Below are 18,872 nucleotides of genomic sequence, written 5' to 3'. Positions count from 1 at the left end.
TAACTTTCAAACTTTATTTATGAATTCAACTCCTACCACCACCAAAGATCCCGGATCAAAAAAAAATGATGGTTATTCAAAACAAGTAGCTCCTGAGAAAATCGTCAATGAACAGGACCAGGATAAAATAAGTAATAATCAGCGTAGCCCGGTAACAGCAGAGCAAAGTGAAGAAACTTCGAAACCAGAAGTAATAGAGAATCCGGATGGTGAGCTCTCAGATAAGGCTACTGAAGAATCTGAACACATAACACCAGAAACTTTAGAAGAGGATAGAAAACACCAGTCAGGAATTAATGCATAGAAGGGACGTTAACAACTCGGGATCGGAATCAACATCTAAAGGATGCTTTTAAGTAAGTATCCTTTTTTTGCACATAAGGTATTATCAGCGACTCAATAGTGTTCGTCATTACAAGCAGACTGTTGTTTAGCATGAGTTTTCTATTAAAAAGCCGGTTCAATGAACCGGCTTCTGACTACACATTTCAGCATTAACCCTGAAATATTTTCTTATTTAGCAATTTCGTGCATGTCCCTGTACTTTTTGATGGTATCATGAGCCACTCTCAGTGAAGATTTCTGATTTGTGATAAGTTGACGGATTTCTGTATCCATCACTGCGTCTGATTTTAAAGCTTCATCATACGCTTTTTGAGCAGCATCTTCTCCGAATTCGCAGTTCTCGAGAACAGCATGACGATCTTTACCAGTAAAAATTGCTTTTACGTCCATCCAGGTGCGATAAATCTTTCCAGATCCAGTAGTTGATGTTGAAGGCTCCCCACCGAGTTTTCCAACTTCAGCACTTAATTCAGTTGTGTACTTTCTACTCTCAGCAGAATATTGAGAAAACAATGCTTTAAGATCCACATCTGCAGCAGAAAGTGCATTTGATGCCTTTTCATATCCTACTACCCGATCATTGTTAATTTGTATCAAATCATTAAGTACTTCTATAAGGTCTGTATTTCTTTCCATGACAAATAATTTAAGTGTAATTAATATTAGAATTGTTTATTGACCTATGATTGTTTAAAAACCGTGCCTCACAGGCAGTAGCCAATACCAACCTCCGTATAAAATAAAATGGCAAAGCATGTAGAATATATTTCACAATTCCACTTCATAAAACAAAATCAGATGCACAAACACGCGTTATCAATCAGAGAAATCTGTGGCATGTTATTGGCCACTTTAAGAGAATTATGAAATATGAATTATGAGTTATGAGATGAGTGTTGGAATTATTAAGTTATTATAATTAGTTGTAAATATTTTTTTCTACGCATGTACGAGGTTTCCATTCTTGGTTACCTTTTTTTTTGCCTAAAACAGATTAATACTTCTTGAGGATTTTCATGAGGATCTCCTCTTCTGCTGTTAAACCTGAACTATTGTCCGGCCCTTCAATCTGATCAAGTTCTTTAAGGTATTTGTTAAGCTTATCGTCTTCATACAACTTAACAAGACCCGGATGCACATAATATTTCTTGCAAACAGTCCTGGTGTTACCAAGTTTTTTACTGACAGTATCTAATACTGCTACTATGTTTTTCTTTTTATCTGTCTCGGTTAATGCCTCACCGATACTTCCGAAAGCCTGCAATGCGTGAACGGAACCAGCCCAGGTTCTGAAATCCTTAGTTGTAAAGTCATATCCTGTTGCTGTCTGTATATAATTGTTTACTGCCCCTGAGTCAATCGATCTTCTTTTGCCGTCTTCACCATAATACTGAAACAATTCTTTACCCGGGATATCCCGGCATTCTTTCACAGCCTTTGCAAGTTTTTTATTCTTTAGAGAAATGTCATGCTCAACACCTTTTTTCCCTTTGAAAGTAAATTTTATAAAATCCCCCGAAACTGCAACATGTTTATCTTTTAGGGTAGTCAAACCATAAGAGCCGTATAACTTTTCGTAGCCGTTATTTCCTATCCTGATATAAGTTCTTTCCATCACACTCAATAACACAGCCAGCACTTTATCGAACGACAGTTCTTTTTTTGCAAAGTCTTCTTCAATTTTTAATCTTAAAGCCGGTAGCTGTTTTCCAAATTCCAGCAAACGGTGGAACTTTGTTTCGTTACGGAGTGTATTCCATAAATTGTGATACCTGTACTGTTTTCTTCCCCTTAAATCTAAACCAGTTGCCTGTATATGTCCATTTTCCATCGGACAGATCCAGACATTCTCCCAGGCTGGTGGAATCACAAGTTTTCTTATTCGCTCAAGTTCAGCCTTTCCATTTAATGGTTTGCTGTCATATATATAGGTAAACCTTTTCCCATTTTTTACACGCTGTATGCCTGGATCCGAGTCCTTTACATAGACAAGTTTGACGGCGGCAGCAGCTTTCTCATAATTTCTATCAACCTTCAAAAATTCCTTGTGCGATAGTTGTATAACAGGATCTTCCATATTTTTTTCGTTGATTGTAACAAATAAAATAGAATGCCATAGTCAGGATTTGGGTGAATGGCATAGGATTTTTCGGTATAATGAAAAATACAGAAAATGGAGACAAAACATTCATATATGGATGAATCGGAAAAAAAACCAGACCCCGCGCCGGTTGAAAAAGGTACGTCTGAGAAAGATCAAAAAAATATCAGGCGCACAGATCCCGGATTGAAAAAGGGTTATAATGAAAAAAATCCTTCGCAACCTCAGGGTGGTTTTACAGCTGATTCGATGGCAGACGAACCTTCAGAAAGAAACCAGGGAGACGAGTCTAAGTAAGTAAGAAACATTAACGATTAAAAAAAGTCATCCAACGCCACACATTCCGTATCAAATGGACTCTAAGTCTAAAGTTTAGAGGAAAATGGGTAGTTTCTTCCACGAGCCTTTATTTAAACTAACCATTTTGCCTGTAGGCTCTCTATGTAATCGCTGGCATTTATTTTGGAATTATCAACCAAACGAAACCCTTATGATGAATACGCTACAACTAAAATTTCTGCAAAACAAAATTGCGGATATAAGAAGCGCTTTATTCAGTAACGAGTCTGAAGCTGTTTTGAAACTGCCGACCACAATAATCAGCGCGCTGACCGTAGACGATGCAGGGCAGATCTGGTTTTTTGTCAACAGGCCACCGCAGATGCTACAGGAGTTTGACAGGGAATTTCCTGCAAAACTGAGATTTTTCAAAAAAGGCAAAGAATATTTCCTTCACATTTCCGGCAAAGCTTTTATCATTTGCGATCCCGAAGAAATACAACACCTGGTGAGTCTCCCTGAAGATGTAAGAGAAGCCGCTATCAATAATAAATATGTGCTTCTGAAAATGCGTGTGCAGAAAGCCGAGTATTTTGAACGTCATTCCCGCAGTTCTGCTGCCGGGTTTACCAGCCTGATCAGCAAAATGTTTAGTTGGTTATTTGACCTTAAAGCCGGTTCAAGACCAACGCCTTTTTTACATGATTCAGCAGTAGCCTAATTTTATTGGTTTTTTTCTAGTATTACTTTTTTAACAGGATTATTTTTTTTGTAGTATAACACCTGGTTACAGATTAGCACCCTCATTAAAGCATTTTTTTACTCATAAAGGTCTCCCTGCGAAGCAAGAATCTCGCGATATTTATTAAACACCCTGGTTTGAGATATAAAACCTACAAATTGCCTGTCTTTATTAAGCACCGGTAGGTACCAGCTATTTGTCATATCGAATTTCTCCATAGCAGCATGCATATCCTGGTCTTCCTGCAGAACCGCAGCAGGTTTTTTCATGATAGATCGTATTTCAACCCTCGAAAAACTTGAAGGGTCGAACAGCTGCTGCTTAATGTCATGGAGTTCGATTATTCCCGCGAACTTTCCTTTTGTATCAGCGACAGCAAAAATATTTTTATTACTAAGCTTGATGATTTCGACCAGGTCTCCGAGCTTTTTATCGGTACCTATAGTTGCGTATGTATCCTGCAACATTTCAGTAAAACTTATTGAAGTCAGAATGTTTTTCTCCTTTTGCTGTGTAAAAATCTGTTTGTCCAGGGCAAGTTTTTTTGTCTCCATCGAATAAGGCTCGTAGTGCTTCACAATAAAAAAAGAGACAGATGAAACGATCATCAGGGGTATAAAGAGTTCATACCCGTTAGTGATTTCCGCAATTAGAAAGATTGCTGTAAGGGGACAATACATCACTCCGCTAAGCAGCCCTGCCATTCCTACAATTGCGAAATTTCCGACCGGGAGCTTAAACCAGGGCATGGTGTTCAACAGGTTTGAAAAAAAGAAGCCAAGGTAAGAACCAGCAAACAATGAGGGCGCAAAATTACCACCATTTCCTCCGCTTCCGATTGTAATACCAGCTACCAGTGGTTTGAGTAATACTATTACACCCGTAAATAAAATCACCTTCCACTCGTCGGATAAGTATGAAAGCAAACGCGAGTTATCAGGGATCCTGGGAGTGGAATTCGCGAGTTCCTTGACACTGTCATACCCTTCGCCAAACAACGGCGGAAAAAGAAAGTAAATCAGCATCAGCATAACTCCACCTGCCAGGGCTCTTAAATAAACATTTATTTTCCATCGCTGCAAACGATGCTCTACATTTTTAAAGGTCCTGGCATAGTACAATGAACAAAAACCCGCCATCACTCCAAGAATTATATAAAACGGAACATTGTGAGGATCAAAAGATTGTTTGAGTTTGAAATTGAATAATAAAGACTCCTGTAATATGATTTTCGAACTTAAGGCACCGATAACAGCAGAAATTATTAATGGAATAAAATAGCTCACTACAGATTCCACCAGAAGTACCTCAATCGCAAAGATTACACCCGCTATAGGTGCATTAAAAACGGCAGCAATACCTGAAGCCGCGCCGCATCCAATCAACAGTGTTCTCTCCCTGTAATTTAAATCATGTATTCTCGCAAGGTTTGAGCCGACGGCGGATCCGGTTGCAACAATTGGTGCCTCCAGGCCCACCGAGCCGCCTAGTCCGACAGTAATGGAACTTGTAATGATGTGCTGATAGGTATGTTTCAGTGGAATAAATGAAGAATTTCGCGCTATGGCTTTTAAAACCATGGCAATCCCTTTATCAATACGTCCATTAAACATCAGACGTACTATAAGTACGGTGGCAATAAGACCCAGTGCCGGAAACAACAGGTAAGACAATCGTGAAACGGGGATTTCTTCAATGGAACGTTGCAGATAATGAACGAGCGTTTTGAGCAATACTGCAGCAAGGCCTGAAACCAGGCCAACTACAGTGGCTACAAACATAATATACTGTACCCGGTTGAACCGCGTTGCGAGATACTGGGAAATTGCCTGGTAGAGACTTTTCGCCTCTTTTATTTTTCTCTTCAGATACATGTAGACAACGACAAATGTAAGCCTGTTCACTGAAGTACCAATCACGCCTGTTTATAAAAAGGCGGCCCTGAGGAATCAGGGCCGCGAGTCACATGAGAAAAATTCCAGTACCGCAAATTATTTCCGGGAGCTTTCGCGGTATCTATGAGAGTTGCCCCGGAAAATTTTTATTCGTCCGGCACTTCAGTGCCGGAATAGAAAATAGTTTATATGACAATAATCCTGATCAGCTTATAAGACAAAAGACAATAGGTTTAGTTTTATGTCGGGTGCCTTAACTGTTGATGGTTTAGCTATACTGCTTCGCAACATGTAATGGTCGATGATGGAAAATGCTTACCAGCAAATCAAAAATGTCCTGGTGGCGGTGATTAAACCGAAACTCGGTTTCTTTAACATGAAGATAAAGCGTGTTACCATTAAGTCCCCTGAATTTTACCAGCCTTGCTTTAAGCATACTCCAGAACAATTCGATATCATCAACCGGCCCCTTCAAAGCAATAGGTTTAGGTATGCCACTATGAATGCGAAACAATTTCAGATTGTTGAAATCTAAGATCGCTTCATAAGTTGGCAGGTTGAACTGCTTTGCATAATCATTGCTCCTGGAACCAGCTGATTTGAGCCATTCATATATTTCCTGTTGATCAGGTACAACAATTTTATGGACTCTCAGATTTTCCTTATCTGTCCGCAGACCATACAATGGTTTCTTATAGATAATATCGCTTGGTATAAGTTCGGCGGGTGTATCTGCCGGCATAAGGTGGGCAAACGCGGGTGTATTTATCAGGGACCTATCGGTCATGGGCAATCGCTCATCACAATGCAGTGAAATATGTGATCTGATCAGTTTAAGATATGCATTTATTGTTATGCGGCTAATTCCTGTAATACTTGCAATTTGCGTTGCAGTGAGATCATCGCAAAACAATTTCAATAATTCCCGCACTTTCCTTTCAGAAATATGTGCACCTTTTAGATATCTGTTTTTCATGAAAGAAGTATTAGGTGGTTAATTGATTATTTGGTGATTGATCATCTACGATAGCTTACGTAAATAAGCAACAATTTCAGCAAGACCGATTGTTAAAGTTTTATAAGCGGTTAATCGCGGGGATGTGCGATTTTTGAGCTTATCAAGATTAGTGATCTAAAAACCTTTTGTATACATTGCCTGGACTGGCTTTTGGCAGGCTACTACAATTTCAAATTATGATAAACCTTTGCAGGTACGACCTGGCATTGCGGAAAGAAATCAATTTTGCAGGTTAAACTTTGGGCTATATAATTTTAAATGAATTAAACATTGACTGTTTAACAGAACTGAGGGGTTGAATAGCTTGGCTGTTTGGTAGCAGTCGACTGTGAGAGTAAACCTGACTGTTGTAGTAGACTTTTAACGTAAACCTGATTGATTAATTTGAGTAGACTGCTAGCGTAAACCTGATTGATGTAAACGATTGTAGTTGAAAACCTGACTGTTTGAGTAGACTTTTGTGGCTGATAGACCTGACCATTTTGGGATCAGAAATCAAGGAGATACCTGATTCGTTCCGCAACCTTACCCGCATCAGGCAACATCGCTTTTTCTAACCCGGTATTCATTGGAACAGCAGGGAGGTCCAAAGCTCCGATTACCTCTACGGGCGCATCGAGAAAACGAAAACAGTGATAACTGATCCGGGCGGCAAGAGATTGAGCGAATGAGTTTCCCGCTTGTTCTTCGGTTAATACGATACACTTTCCATGACGGCGAACTGAATTAAAGACCATTGACTCATCCAGTGGAAACAAGGTCCGCAGATCGATGATCTCTACCTGTTGGGGAAACTGTGCAGCAGCGGCAAGCGACCAGTAAACCCCCATTCCATAGGTGATGATACAACAGGTGGCTGTGTTCGAACCGGTATCCGGGTTAGAATCTAACACCACAGCCGCCTTGCCCAGCGGCAATACATAATCTGCACCCGGCTCCGGTTGCCTTGCTGTTTCAGTTCCCGGAACCTTGCTCCAGTATAGACCCTTGTGCTCAAGCATAACTACCGGGTTCGGATCAAGGAAAGCTGCTTTCATTAATCCTTTCATATCGGCAGCATTCGAGGGATAAGCAACCTTAATTCCTTTTATTGATAATAACAAGGTTTCTATACATCCACTGTGATACGGACCTCCTCCTCCATAAGCTCCGACCGGTATCCTGATCAACGATTGAACAGGAAATTTGCCGTTACTCAGATAACAGGATTTTGCGATCTCTGTCACGAGTTGATTCATGCCGGGGAAAATATAATCCGCAAACTGGATCTCGACGATAGGTTTGATACCTGTGGCACTTAATCCAACAGTACTGCCAATAATATAAGCTTCCTGTATAGCCGTGTTAAACACCCGGTGATCACCAAACCTTTCGGCGAGGGTTGCGGCTTCGCGGAACACACCTCCTAATCTTCTACCTACATCCTGGCCAAAAAAAATCGATTCTTCGTATCGATCCATAATTTCACGTATGGCAAATAACCCCGCATCTACCATCAATACAGGTTTGGCACCTGCCGGGCTGCGTTCACCAATTTCTTCTGTAACAGGTGTTGGAACAAAAACATGACTGGACACAGAACCGGGATCGGGTTCGGCCGCTTCAGCCGCAAGGCTGAACTGCTCTTCAACGGCGATAATGCAATTGGTTTCTATTTCAGCGATCACCTGGTCAGTCGCTGATGTTTCCTTTAGACTGGCGAGCAGTTTAAGTAAGGGATCGTTCTCTGCATGTGAAGCCAGATCGGTGGAAGATCTGTAAAATTCTTTTCTCACACCGCTTGTATGATGGCCCAGCAGTGGCACTGCAGCCTGGACAAGCCAGGGCCCACGGTTTTGCCTGACATCAGCTATAACCTCATTCATGCACCTGAAAGCTGATTCAAAATCACTTCCATCTACCCTCACTCTTTTGATTCCCCTGAAACCTTCAACATAATCATAAGCATCCATCGCCCTTGACTCCTGGCTGCTGACGCTGATACCCCATTTATTGTCCTGAACCAGGTAGATAATGGGCAATTGTTTCAGAACAGCGAACTGAATGGCCTCACTAACTTCACCCTCGGTAATACTTGCGTCCCCTAAGGAACAGATAACAACAGGTTTTTCAAGCAGAGGACCGCATACCAGTTTATGTGGCAGATATTTCTCCAGGTGCTGAACGCCCTGGGCAAGTCCAGTAGCCGGAATAACCTGCATACCCGTGGCACTGCTCTGATGAATAATTGTTGGCTTATCTGTACCACGATAATTTGGATGACAGTAATAAGACCGGCCTCCCGAGAAAATATCATCTTTTTTTGCGAGTAGTTGCAGCATGAGCTGAAAAGGTGTAAAGCCCAGCCCTAATAATAAACTGTCATCCCGGTAGTAGGGACTAACATAATCGCATGGAAGCAATTGAAAAGCTGTGGCAAGCTGGATAGCCTCATGTCCCCTGGAGGTAGAGTGAACATAACGACAAACCGGCCTGTTTGCCTCATAGGTTTCCGCCATCGTTTTGGCAGTAAACATAAGGGTATAAGCTCTCAATAAAACTTCTTCACTGACCATGAAAAATACGTTTACTGTTCCTGGCTAAATCTACGGTATTATACCATTTTGGTGCTTTATAAAAAATGCTGACGCACAAAAAAGGACAGCGAACTGTCCTTTCAATTATTTAGCAGATTTGTGTTACAAACCGGATCATTTGAATTATTTGACTTCAACACTAAACATGCTGTCATCTTCTATAAAACCTTCCAGCACGTCACCGACCACGCATTCCCCTACCCCTGCAGGTGTACCTGTAAATATAAGATCGCCGATGTTTATTGAAAAGTAATTGGAGATATAAGCTACTATCTTATCAAAATTATTGATCATCAATCCCGAATTACCTTGCTGAACAAGTTCTTTATTTTTATAAAGGCAGAAATTGATGTCTTTTTTGTTTTTGATGTTTGGAAAAGGAATCCATTTACCAATGGCGGCCGAATTGTCCCAGGCTTTCGCTTTTTCCCAGGGCAGGCCCTTTTCTTTTAGTTCATTTTGAATGTCCCTTGCTGTAAAATCGATACCTGCGGTTATGGCATCATAGTATTTATTGGCAAAACGGTCCTGTATATATTTTCCGTTCTTCGAAATACGAAGTACAAGTTCACATTCGTAATGAAGTTCGTTGGTAAATTCGGGATAATAAAACGGGGTATGTGTCTGAAGCAACGCACTTTTAGGCTTCATAAAGATGATCGGTTCGTCAGGTACTTCATTACCTAGCTCCTTAGCATGTTCAACATAGTTACGGCCAACACAAAATATTTTCATATTCAATAAGGGTTTATCTGTAATGACAGTTTAAAGGTTATTACCTGGACAGGTATGTGGGGAATCGCATAGGTTCATTGAATATCAAAACATTAGTCAGTTACGCTAATTACTGCGAAAATAAAGATTCAAATTAACAATTCATAGTTTAAAATCCAATTTATTAACCTCAGTCATTGTGCGTTCTATACCTATTGAAATAAAGCTTTCTATTGCTTCGACGCTTTTCTGAAGCTTTAGGTTAACAACCGGAAGCTCTTCTTCGGTCCATTTACCGAGCACAAAATCAACCTGCATACCTTTGGGATAATTATTACCTATACCATAGCGGAGCCGGGGATATTTATCGGTCAGCAGCATCTCCTGGATGCTTTTTAGACCATTATGGCCGGCATCACTTCCAGAGCCACGCAACCGAAGTTTACTCAAAGGCAATGCAAGCTCATCAAGCAACACAAGAATGTTTTCTACCGCGATCTTTTCTTTATCCATCCAATATTTTACGGCCTTACCGCTAAGATTCATAAATGTAGTTGGCTTAATAACCACGATATTTTTGCCCTTCCACTTTAGCGTAGCAACATCAGCCAGCCTTCCACCTTGGAAAGTAGCATTATGCTTTTGAACAAAAGCTTCGGCGATGTCGAACCCGATATTATGCCTTGTTTTTTCGTATTCTGAACCAATATTGCCTAAACCCACGATTAAGAACTTTGACATCTGGCTTGTTTGAACTTGTGATAAAAATAATAATAAAAAGGAAATCTATCCAATCTATCACGGTAATGTGTGAACGAAGAAATAGACCGGAGTTTGTATCTACATATGGAGAATTTTTTACAAAAATTTTTTGCAAAAAAAAGCCCGGCATAAGCCGGGCTACTATAAAAGCTTATCAGTTTACTTCTTGGCGGCTGGCTTTGCAGCAGCAGCTGCAGCTGGCTTAGCGGCCGCGGCGGCTGGTTTAGCAGCGCCGGCCGGAGCAGTATCAGCTTCCTGTTTCAACACACGTGTCATTACCACAGAGGCGATAGGAATACGTGGAGAGTTCAGGATTTCGACATTGTCTAACTTAACGTCTTCAACACGAATGTTTCCGTTCAGTTCAAGGTCAGTAAGATCTACTTCGATATTTTCTGTCAGGTATTTAGGAAGTGCCTTAATTTTCAGTGATTTAATCTTGGTAATCAGTTTACCCCCTGCTTTAACACCGGCAGCAGCTCCCGTAAATTTGATGGGAATTGTAGCGATAACGGGCCTGTCTTCAACCAGTTCCATAAAATCAACGTGAGCGAGTTCATCGCTTACCTTGTTAAACTGGATGTCTTTCAAAATGCAACGGTAAGTTTTACCCTCAACACTTAAATCTGCTAACTGGAACTCCGGAGTGTAAACAAGGTTTTTAAAAGCCTTGGCTGGTGCAGAAAAGTTGATTTCATTTTCGCCGCCGTAAATTACACCAGGCACGAGTTCCTGAGAGCGAAGTTGGCGGGTGGCTTGTTTCCCGGTTCCGGTCCTCAGTTGACCCTCGATTGTAATTGTTTTCATTGTTTTATAATTGATTTTTAGTTAACAATTTTCTTAGCGATTCCTCAACTGGCTATGGATAAACAGGCTTGTTATACTCCTGTTTTCGTAAGCGTTCCTGATGGCGATCGCAAAAAGTTCGGCGACGCTGAGTATCTTGATCTTTTTAGATTCCTGCCTGAGCGGAATCGTATCACAGACTACCAGTTCTTCCAACACACTGTTTTCGATGTTTTTATAAGCGTTACCGCTTAAAACCGGGTGCGTGCACAGTGCTCTCACACTGGTTGCTCCCTTATCTTTTAACAATCCGGCCGCTTTTGCCAGCGTGCCACCGGTGTCGCAGATATCATCGATAAGAACTACTTCCCTTCCAACCACATCTCCAATAACAACCATACTTGCAATTTCATTGGCGCGTTTGCGGTGTTTATCGCAAATCACCATTTCTGCATTGAAGTATGAGGCCATTTCACGGATCCTGTTTGCAGATCCCACGTCGGGGGCCGCAAAGGTAAGGTTTTCCAACTGAAGTTGCTGTATATAAGGGATAAAAATAGCCGAACTATCGAGGTGATCCACGGGGATATCGAAATAGCCCTGTATTTGTGGCGCATGAAGATCCATGGTGATAACCCGGTCTGCTCCTGCAGCTACAAGCATGTTAGCTACCAGTTTGGAACCGATCGCAACCCGTGGTTTGTCTTTACGGTCTTGCCGGGCATAGCCAAAATATGGTATAACAGCCACAACTTTATAGGCTGAAGCACGACGGGCGGCGTCGATCATCAGGAGCAGCTCCATAATATTTTCAGCCGGAGAAAAAGTACTTTGAACCAGGAAAACCATGTCCCCCCGGATACTTTCCTGGAAAACCGGCTGTATCTCCCCATCGCTAAAATGAGAAATGGTGACCTTCCCGAGGGAGCCACCAAACTTTATCGCGATTTTTTCAGCAAGGTATTGCGAACCTGTACCAGAGAATATTTTTACCGTTTTTTCCATGCCGTTTTTTAATATCCGGCGAAGATAAACCGAAGCGATTGATTCAGGAATAATCGGGGAAAGAAAATTCAACTTGCCGACCTGGATAAAACCTCAACTGCTGAACAACTGCATGACGCATTTACTGTCCAACACGTATTAGTAGTTGGATACCAGCAAAATTCACATTAATATAAATATTATTTTGTTACTGGTAACATGTTATTTGTAACAGATAACAAGTTATTTTGTTACTGATAACATCACCTGGTTGCCAGAATTAAGCATAGCTGTTTTCCTGGAATCAACAGTATTTACTTTAGCAATCGTTTTCTTTGGGTTGATTGCGTAAAAGATAGCAGAACAGATGAAAATAGAGAAAAACAGGGCGACAAAATACATTCCGATACAAAAAAGAAAAGGCTGGTAACCGCCAATAGCAGCGAGTGTAGATTTGTGTTTCATAGCAGGGGATTTAGAGTTTTTAAAAGGATTTGGATTTGGAACATGTTTCTAACGCTTAACAATCAAGATTATTTCGTTAAAAAACTGTTACTGACATAAAAATAGCAGATAACATTGATCCCCACAATCGCAAAACTACTTGATCAGCCGGATGGTATTTACGGCAGGACCTAAGTCCGCCAAAAAACCAAATCTTAGGGCATAATCACGCTGGCTTAATGATCTTTTGGGCTTAGTATTGACAAATGGAGAAACCGCATCATGCTATAAGAGACTGGGCGCCGGATGATCGCCCACGCGAAAAGTTGCTCAGCAAATCTGCCGCCAGCCTCTCGGATGCTGAACTGATCTCGATCCTGCTTAAATCGGGCACGCCGAAAAGGTCGGCGCTGGAACTTGCGCGGGAGATTATGTTGTTAAGTCAAAACAATCTACAGGAACTTGGTAAACTGTCGGCAAAAGAGATCATGCAGGTCAAGGGAATAGGTTCAGCCAAGGCAGCCACCCTCGTTGCAGCTCTTGAACTTGGACGTCGAAGACAATCGGGCGTTGCCCTCGACAAACTGGTGGTCAAACACAGCAGCGATATGGCCAGGTACCTGCAGGCAATGCTTAAGGACTACCAGCAGGAAGTATTCGGAGTAGTTTTTCTGAACCGCTCAAACCGTGTAAACCACTTCGAGATTATAAGCAAAGGTGGGATTACCGGTACGGTCGCCGATCCCCGGATAATACTGAAAAAAGCGCTTGAAGAAGATGCCGTCAGCCTGATACTCTGTCATAATCATCCTTCAGGTAGTATCAGGCCAAGCAGAGCAGACGAAGAACTCACAGCCAAAATCAAGGAAGCTGCTCATTTCCTGGACATCAAAATACTGGACCATATAATAGTAAGCGAATATGGCTATTACAGTTTCGCGGACGAGGGAATTATATGATAATTGCCGAAAGAGGCAAATTGCTGAAAGAAGCCGGCTTAACCAGTTGTTAATCAACTAAGCCTGTGCGGATGGACCACCAAAATTCAGGGGAAGCTGCACTTCTTCAAGGTCCTGGATTTTGCCATTCGCCGCTTCAAAACGCTGAACATTATCGTTCAGGGCTTTCATGAACCGCTTCGCATGCTGAGGAGTCAGAATGATCCGGGATTTAACCTTAGATTTTGGGGTGCCGGGCATCACGTTTACAAAATCAATCACAAACTCAGCATGAGAATGTGTGATTATAGCCAGGTTGGCATAGGTTCCTTCCGCCGTTTCTTCTGAAATCTCTATGTTTATCTGGTTTTCTGCCTGGTTTTGATTCTGCATATTGCCCGTTTTAATCGAAGTTAAGGGTGGTTATTTACATCAGATCATAAGTAATAAAATAAGTTCTCAAAAATAAGAAAGGGTGCCTTCCAAAGAGGGCACCCTTTCTTATTTATTAAGCCGGGAATTAATCTACATCCCAGAAAATCTTTGTTTTGAATACATCTATAGTTCCCTGTTCAGCAACGTTCACACCATTGCTGGATAATTCCGTCTGTGGGTAATAAAGACGCACCGGAGGTGTTGCATTTGTTGCAGCAGAAGCCGATTTCGGAAGTACCGGGTAATTGGTTCTGCGATATTCAGCCCAGGCTTCAAACCCGGTAAAATTTGTCATTGCAAGCCATTTCTGGAGCCAGATTGTCTGCAGTTTATTAGTGGAAACTGTCCAGTCAGCAAGATCTTTTCCGCTTGTCAACAACGCAGTTGCTGCGGCTGCTGCAGTACCAGTCAGGCGGAAAGATTCACGTACCCCCTGTTCATAATAGTTTTGTGCAGTCTGGGGAAGTGTAACCGAAGCACCATATAATTCCTTTGCTTCTGCTAATAAAAAGAAACTTTCAGCAGCCGTCATAATAACCACGTTGGAGTTAAACTGGCCTCTTACGATTAATGCAGGCCCGAGCGGAGACGTGTTCTGTGATAAGAAACCAGAAGATGTACCAAACGGTATAGCTACATAGTTACTCAGCACTTCAGCTCTTGATCCGACACCTGGGTTTGAACCCTCTCCACCAAAAGGATAAAAGAGTCTTTTCAACCTGAAAGTATCGTTTGTCGCTTTGAACCTGTCGAAAAGGAAAGTTGTTGGTCTTGGGTATCTTCCGAGTGCCTGTGTTGCTCCATTCGCTGCATAACCCCAACGATCATAAATTGGATTGGTTTTACCAGCAGATGAAACATATCCCGGGTTGCTGGTTACATCCAGACCAGCACTTAAAAATCCTTCAGCTGTAGCTGCCGCTTTGTTTATTTCAGCAGTGATATAAGGGGTTCTTCCGGAAATTTTGCTTTGACGAATCAATAAACGCAGTTTCAGGCTGTTCGCAAATTTTATCCAGCTGGCAGTTACACCTTTAAAAACAATGTCAGTTGCCTGTGAACCTGAGACGAATGCATTTGCGCGAAGATCAGTGATTGCTGTATCAAGGAGCTTGATAAGATCTTCATAAACGACTTTCTGATCATCAAATTTCGGACTTAAGTTGCCGATTGCCTTTAAAGCCTGGGTATACGGTATGTTTCCATAAACGTCAACAAGCTGTTGATAAATCAATGCCTTCATAACTCTTGCAGGACCCTTGGCATAAGGCTGCTCAAATGAATCTGCCTTATTAATTACAAATTGATAATCGTTCAGGATGTCATACCAGGTATCCCAGTAGTTAAAATTTGTGTTATTAAATATATACTGGAACTGTGAACCACTGATGATATAAGTATTCGATTGTGTCCATTGACCACTCCAGTAAGATCCCAACTCATTAGGATCAATATAGCCGGCGGTGCGATTAACAGCCCCGGTGAACAGGAATGCTGGAAGCGCAGTGGGTAACTCGTTTGGATTACTATTAATATCCAGCCATTGCTTTTTACAACCAGTCAACGCCGTGCTCACTAATATAAGAGATAAAATAAAATGTTTGAGCTTCATAACAATGATGTTTATTAATTATTTAAATGTCACGTTCAGGTTAATACCATATTGACGAACGGGAGGAGTTTGTGAGGTATTGCTGATACCCAAACCATTGCCAGTAGTAAAACTGAACTCAGGGTCCACGAAATCATTTTGGGAATCAACGATAGTGATAAGATTTCTTCCGTATAGTGCCACACTGGCTTCGCCAAAGATTTTGGTTTTCTGCAGCAATCTCTGCGAAAAACTATAGGAAAGATTGATATCCCTTAGCTTGATAAACCAGGCAGGAACTGTGAAGTTTTCAGTAATCAAACGATAGTGATCAACCCATAATGAATACTCAGCTTCCTGTACATTCACATTAGTATTTTCAACAAATTTTCCTGTACCATCGTCATAGGCTGAATTTGGAAACACATGAGGAACACGATTCTCTGTCCACCCACCAGAACCCGTGAATGTCATCTGTCTTCCAAGATCGCTGTAGATCACATGACCACCACGGTATTCGAAGTTTGTAGCAAGAGAAATATTCTTGTAGTTAAGTTTAGTTCCCCAACCCATGATTTTGTTTGGAAGTGCACGGCCCAGGTCTTTCAGTGGTCCGTTTGACAATGGATAGCCGGTTGTGCGATTTACAATAACACGATTTGTTGCCGGATCACGAACGTATCCGACTGCTTTAATTTTCGGGAAAGAATTGTCTTTCATCACATAAGAACCAGCATATGAATAACCACTGGATAGGAATTCTGTTAAACCAGGGAAGATCTCAACCACCTTGTTATCGTTGTAAGAGTATCTCCAACTCAGTTCCCAATTGAAATTCTCCGAACGGATTACCTGTCCACGAAGGTCAATTTCATAACCCCAGTTTTTGGATTCCCCTACGTTCAACAAGAGGCTTGTGAAACCAGTGGAATTTGGAATCCTTGCGGTAACCACCGCATCGGTAGTTTTTTGTGTGTAATAGGTAAAGTCAACGTTGATCCTGTTATCAACCAACTGCAATTCGGTACCGACTTCAAAAGAATTTACTTTTTCAGGTCTCAGGTCCGGAGCAGGTAAAAGGTCACCTACCGTTAATCCTACTGTATTTCCATATGGGAAACCAGCGCCGTTCGGATAAACAGGGTCCAGACCGTAGATTCTTATATTGTCAGCAACGTTGCTGCTGTAGCCGGCACGAAGCTTCGCATAGTTCAGGATAGTATTCTTTATCGCCGGGAAAATTTCAGTTACGTTAAATGACACGTCAGCCCCATAATAAGGATAGGTAAACAGGTCCTTTTCACGATTTGGCTTATAGAACTTAGATGTACCATCGAAACGGGCAGAACCATGTAAGAAAACAAGGTCTTTCCAGCCAACAAGTAGATCCGCATAATAACCATACTTACGATATTGAGAAATGCCTTCTCCACCACCAAGCTCACCGGTGCGGTTTGCTACGTTATAGATATCCGGTACCACGATAGAGGCGGAGCTCACTTCTACAATTTTGGTTCTCCTGTCGTATAAGCTGAAACCAAGAAGGCCTTTGGTAGAGAAATCTCCAAAGTCTTTATTTGCCTGGATCTGGAATTCATTGTTGATGATATTTTCAGTTTCAGTTGCATCATAAACACTACCCGCAAGATCAGTTACCGTCCTGGTAATACCTGATCCATCAGCCTGGTCATATGCAGGAGGCACTTTAGCCTGGGTTTTAGCATATGGAGAGTATATGTATTTTCCGACAGTGTTTTTCCTGTTCCTGGTGTTATTAACAACACCGAGTTTGTTATACAGGTTTAACCATTCAGCCACTTTGAAATTCAGTTCCATGTTACCCTGGAAATTGTTATCGCCGTAGTTCTGACGGTCGTTGTCCAATCTGAAATAAGGGTTTGTGAAATAATCATTGTAGTAGGCATCAGGGCTGGCAAACTTGTTGGTTTTCCAATCACGCAGATCCTTCAATGGAATGTGCGCAGCCTGGTTGATTGATTCATTGTAGAAATCAAAAGTTGTACGATCATAACTTGCCTGTACATAAGCAAGATTAAAACCCGCTTTCAATCTTCCTGCTTCTGTTGTCGCAGCAAGACGTACACCGGTACGTCTGCTTTTATCTTCAGGTACAACACCTTGTGCAAGGTTATTTTCTACTGAAAGATAGAAGGTAGAATTTTCGTTACCACCGCTTACTGACAACTGGTTATTGGTAGTGAGCCCGGTGTTCCAGATATCTTTTCTAGAATTTTTAATAGCTGAATAAGGTAATTCATAATAAGAACCATCCTGCAAGAGTCGACCGGCTGGTCTTAAACTTCCGTCAAACCGATCACCGAACTGCTGGTTTTCATATGAACGCCAGTTATCCTTCATCCTCGCCAGGTAATCAGTTTTATAACCGGCGGCGCCAAAACTTGCTGCGTAATGTGAGCCACTACCAAACTGGTCCTGGAAATCTGGCAGGAAACTTACTTGTTCAATATTTGTAGCATTGGAGTATGTTACTCTTGCTTTACCTTTTGAACCTCTTTTTGTTGTAATTACCAACGCACCGTTTACACCATCTGATCCATAAAGGGTCGCTGCCTGTCCGCCTTTAAGTACGGATACAGTTTCGATATCATTTGGGTTAAGCAGATTCAACATGGTTGATGAACCAGGAGGCATAGGTAATCCATCGATTACTACAAGCGCATCATTGTTACCAGTCATTGACCTGTAACCCCTGAGAACAATTTTTACTGCAGGGTCAACGGAGTTGTTAACATTAAATACCGCAAGGCCAGAAACCTTTCCTGATAAACTCTGTGCTAATTGTGGTGAACGACCAACTGTAATGTCATCGTTATTAACTCTGGCAACAGAATAACCAAGTTCACGTGGCCTTCTGCGTATACCTTGTGCAGTTACAATTACCTCATCAATTAAACTTTCAGACTTTGCAAGATTTGCATCGACAGTGGAAGAACTGCCTACCGGAACTTCAGTCTGACCATACCCGATTGCAGAAAACACGAGTACGTCGCCACTTTTTGCTGTGATTTTGTACCGCCCCTGTGCGTCTGCTGATGAACCTGTTGAAGAATTTTTGATTTTTACTGTCGCGTAGGCAATCGGTGTGCCCGCCTCATCTTTAATCTGGCCGGAAATTGAGCCGGCCTGGCCAAATGCCAGACTGCATAGGCAGACCAGCATTGACAATAGCAATGGAATTTTTCTCATGTGTTTTGTGTTTGATTTGACCGTTTGAACTGGA

The 18,872-nt window shown here is 41.7% G+C and carries 17 protein-coding genes; 4 read left to right on the top strand and 13 right to left on the bottom strand.

Going from position 1 to position 18,872, the window contains the following annotated elements; genetic code table 11:
* Positions 1–19 precede the first annotated feature (19 nt).
* A complete protein-coding gene (locus VK664_RS10405) occupies positions 20–304 on the top strand; it encodes a hypothetical protein (RefSeq protein ID WP_461398589.1) in 285 nt (94 codons plus the stop codon).
* Positions 305–513: 209 nt separating this feature from the next.
* On the opposite strand, the gene VK664_RS10400 is transcribed toward VK664_RS10405, so the two are convergent.
* Complete coding sequence (locus VK664_RS10400) at positions 514–981, bottom strand: ferritin-like domain-containing protein (RefSeq protein WP_461398588.1); 468 nt, start codon at positions 979–981, stop codon at positions 514–516.
* A 358-nt stretch (positions 982–1,339) separates the two neighbouring features.
* Entirely contained in the window at positions 1,340–2,422 is a 1,083-nt protein-coding gene (locus tag VK664_RS10395; protein WP_461398587.1) for a DNA topoisomerase IB, read from the bottom strand.
* A 96-nt stretch (positions 2,423–2,518) separates the two neighbouring features.
* On the opposite strand from VK664_RS10395, the gene VK664_RS10390 reads away from it, so the two are divergent.
* Complete coding sequence (locus tag VK664_RS10390; protein WP_461398586.1) at positions 2,519–2,743, top strand: hypothetical protein; 225 nt, start codon at positions 2,519–2,521, stop codon at positions 2,741–2,743.
* A 193-nt stretch (positions 2,744–2,936) separates the two neighbouring features.
* Complete coding sequence (locus VK664_RS10385; protein WP_461398585.1) at positions 2,937–3,446, top strand: pyridoxamine 5'-phosphate oxidase family protein; 510 nt, start codon at positions 2,937–2,939, stop codon at positions 3,444–3,446.
* Between the two features lie 98 nt (positions 3,447–3,544).
* Here VK664_RS10385 and VK664_RS10380 read toward each other — a convergent pair whose 3' ends face one another.
* The 8 genes from VK664_RS10380 to VK664_RS10345 form a co-directional block, all read right to left on the bottom strand.
* On the bottom strand, positions 3,545–5,386 hold the full coding sequence (locus VK664_RS10380) for a chloride channel protein (RefSeq protein ID WP_461398584.1): 1,842 nt from the start codon (positions 5,384–5,386) through the stop codon (positions 3,545–3,547).
* Between the two features lie 244 nt (positions 5,387–5,630).
* The gene (locus tag VK664_RS10375) at positions 5,631–6,338 is read right to left on the bottom strand and encodes a hypothetical protein (RefSeq protein ID WP_461398583.1); all 708 of its coding nucleotides are present in this window, start codon (positions 6,336–6,338) and stop codon (positions 5,631–5,633) included.
* Between the two features lie 530 nt (positions 6,339–6,868).
* Positions 6,869–8,935 (bottom strand): alpha-ketoacid dehydrogenase subunit alpha/beta, encoded by a 2,067-nt coding sequence (locus VK664_RS10370; RefSeq protein WP_461398582.1) that lies wholly within the window; start codon positions 8,933–8,935, stop codon positions 6,869–6,871.
* A 144-nt stretch (positions 8,936–9,079) separates the two neighbouring features.
* A complete protein-coding gene (locus VK664_RS10365) occupies positions 9,080–9,691 on the bottom strand; it encodes a fumarylacetoacetate hydrolase family protein (protein ID WP_461398581.1) in 612 nt (203 codons plus the stop codon).
* Between the two features lie 141 nt (positions 9,692–9,832).
* Positions 9,833–10,411, bottom strand: coding sequence for an aminoacyl-tRNA hydrolase (gene pth / locus VK664_RS10360; protein ID WP_461398580.1), 579 nt, complete (start codon positions 10,409–10,411; stop codon positions 9,833–9,835).
* Between the two features lie 180 nt (positions 10,412–10,591).
* Positions 10,592–11,239: a 50S ribosomal protein L25 gene (locus VK664_RS10355; protein WP_461398579.1), complete on the bottom strand. Its 648-nt coding sequence runs from the start codon at positions 11,237–11,239 to the stop codon at positions 10,592–10,594.
* Positions 11,240–11,272: 33 nt separating this feature from the next.
* Positions 11,273–12,223 carry a ribose-phosphate pyrophosphokinase gene (locus VK664_RS10350; RefSeq protein ID WP_461398578.1) on the bottom strand — a complete coding sequence of 317 codons (951 nt, stop codon included), beginning with the start codon at positions 12,221–12,223 and terminating at the stop codon, positions 11,273–11,275.
* Between the two features lie 222 nt (positions 12,224–12,445).
* Positions 12,446–12,667, bottom strand: coding sequence for a hypothetical protein (locus VK664_RS10345; protein ID WP_458924065.1), 222 nt, complete (start codon positions 12,665–12,667; stop codon positions 12,446–12,448).
* A gap of 245 nt (positions 12,668–12,912) precedes the next feature.
* On the opposite strand from VK664_RS10345, the gene radC reads away from it, so the two are divergent.
* Positions 12,913–13,605 carry a RadC family protein gene (gene radC, locus VK664_RS10340; RefSeq protein ID WP_461398577.1) on the top strand — a complete coding sequence of 231 codons (693 nt, stop codon included), beginning with the start codon at positions 12,913–12,915 and terminating at the stop codon, positions 13,603–13,605.
* Between the two features lie 57 nt (positions 13,606–13,662).
* On the opposite strand, the gene VK664_RS10335 is transcribed toward radC, so the two are convergent.
* The 3 genes from VK664_RS10335 to VK664_RS10325 all read right to left on the bottom strand — a co-directional run bounded on the left by VK664_RS10335 (position 13,663) and on the right by VK664_RS10325 (position 18,838).
* Positions 13,663–13,977 (bottom strand): DUF3467 domain-containing protein, encoded by a 315-nt coding sequence (locus VK664_RS10335; protein WP_461398576.1) that lies wholly within the window; start codon positions 13,975–13,977, stop codon positions 13,663–13,665.
* A gap of 127 nt (positions 13,978–14,104) precedes the next feature.
* On the bottom strand, positions 14,105–15,631 hold the full coding sequence (locus VK664_RS10330; RefSeq protein ID WP_461398575.1) for a SusD/RagB family nutrient-binding outer membrane lipoprotein: 1,527 nt from the start codon (positions 15,629–15,631) through the stop codon (positions 14,105–14,107).
* Positions 15,632–15,649: 18 nt separating this feature from the next.
* The gene (locus VK664_RS10325; RefSeq protein ID WP_461398574.1) at positions 15,650–18,838 is read right to left on the bottom strand and encodes a SusC/RagA family TonB-linked outer membrane protein; all 3,189 of its coding nucleotides are present in this window, start codon (positions 18,836–18,838) and stop codon (positions 15,650–15,652) included.
* Between the last annotated feature and the right edge of the window lie 34 nt (positions 18,839–18,872).

The sequence above is a fragment of the Flavitalea sp. genome, assembly GCF_035489435.1.
Taxonomy (GTDB): Bacteria; Bacteroidota; Bacteroidia; order Chitinophagales; family Chitinophagaceae; genus DATHKG01.
The sequence above is the reverse complement of the archived record's forward strand: the minus strand, read 5'-3'. Positions and strand labels throughout refer to the sequence as shown.

Bases quoted from the DNA above. Each gene is read 5' to 3' on its own strand.
- VK664_RS10405 (WP_461398589.1), top strand. From the start codon at position 20: ATGAATTCAACTCCTACCACCACCAAAGATCCCGGATCAAAAAAAAAT.
- VK664_RS10400 (WP_461398588.1), bottom strand. From the start codon at position 981: ATGGAAAGAAATACAGACCTTATAGAAGTACTTAATGATTTGATACAA.
- VK664_RS10395 (WP_461398587.1), bottom strand. From the start codon at position 2,422: ATGGAAGATCCTGTTATACAACTATCGCACAAGGAATTTTTGAAGGTT.
- VK664_RS10390 (WP_461398586.1), top strand. From the start codon at position 2,519: ATGGAGACAAAACATTCATATATGGATGAATCGGAAAAAAAACCAGAC.
- VK664_RS10385 (WP_461398585.1), top strand. From the start codon at position 2,937: ATGATGAATACGCTACAACTAAAATTTCTGCAAAACAAAATTGCGGAT.
- VK664_RS10375 (WP_461398583.1), bottom strand. From the start codon at position 6,338: ATGAAAAACAGATATCTAAAAGGTGCACATATTTCTGAAAGGAAAGTG.
- VK664_RS10370 (WP_461398582.1), bottom strand. From the start codon at position 8,935: ATGGTCAGTGAAGAAGTTTTATTGAGAGCTTATACCCTTATGTTTACT.
- VK664_RS10365 (WP_461398581.1), bottom strand. From the start codon at position 9,691: ATGAAAATATTTTGTGTTGGCCGTAACTATGTTGAACATGCTAAGGAG.
- pth (WP_461398580.1), bottom strand. From the start codon at position 10,411: ATGTCAAAGTTCTTAATCGTGGGTTTAGGCAATATTGGTTCAGAATAC.
- VK664_RS10355 (WP_461398579.1), bottom strand. From the start codon at position 11,239: ATGAAAACAATTACAATCGAGGGTCAACTGAGGACCGGAACCGGGAAA.
- VK664_RS10350 (WP_461398578.1), bottom strand. From the start codon at position 12,223: ATGGAAAAAACGGTAAAAATATTCTCTGGTACAGGTTCGCAATACCTT.
- VK664_RS10345 (WP_458924065.1), bottom strand. From the start codon at position 12,667: ATGAAACACAAATCTACACTCGCTGCTATTGGCGGTTACCAGCCTTTT.
- radC (WP_461398577.1), top strand. From the start codon at position 12,913: ATGGAGAAACCGCATCATGCTATAAGAGACTGGGCGCCGGATGATCGC.
- VK664_RS10335 (WP_461398576.1), bottom strand. From the start codon at position 13,977: ATGCAGAATCAAAACCAGGCAGAAAACCAGATAAACATAGAGATTTCA.
- VK664_RS10330 (WP_461398575.1), bottom strand. From the start codon at position 15,631: ATGAAGCTCAAACATTTTATTTTATCTCTTATATTAGTGAGCACGGCG.
- VK664_RS10325 (WP_461398574.1), bottom strand. From the start codon at position 18,838: ATGAGAAAAATTCCATTGCTATTGTCAATGCTGGTCTGCCTATGCAGT.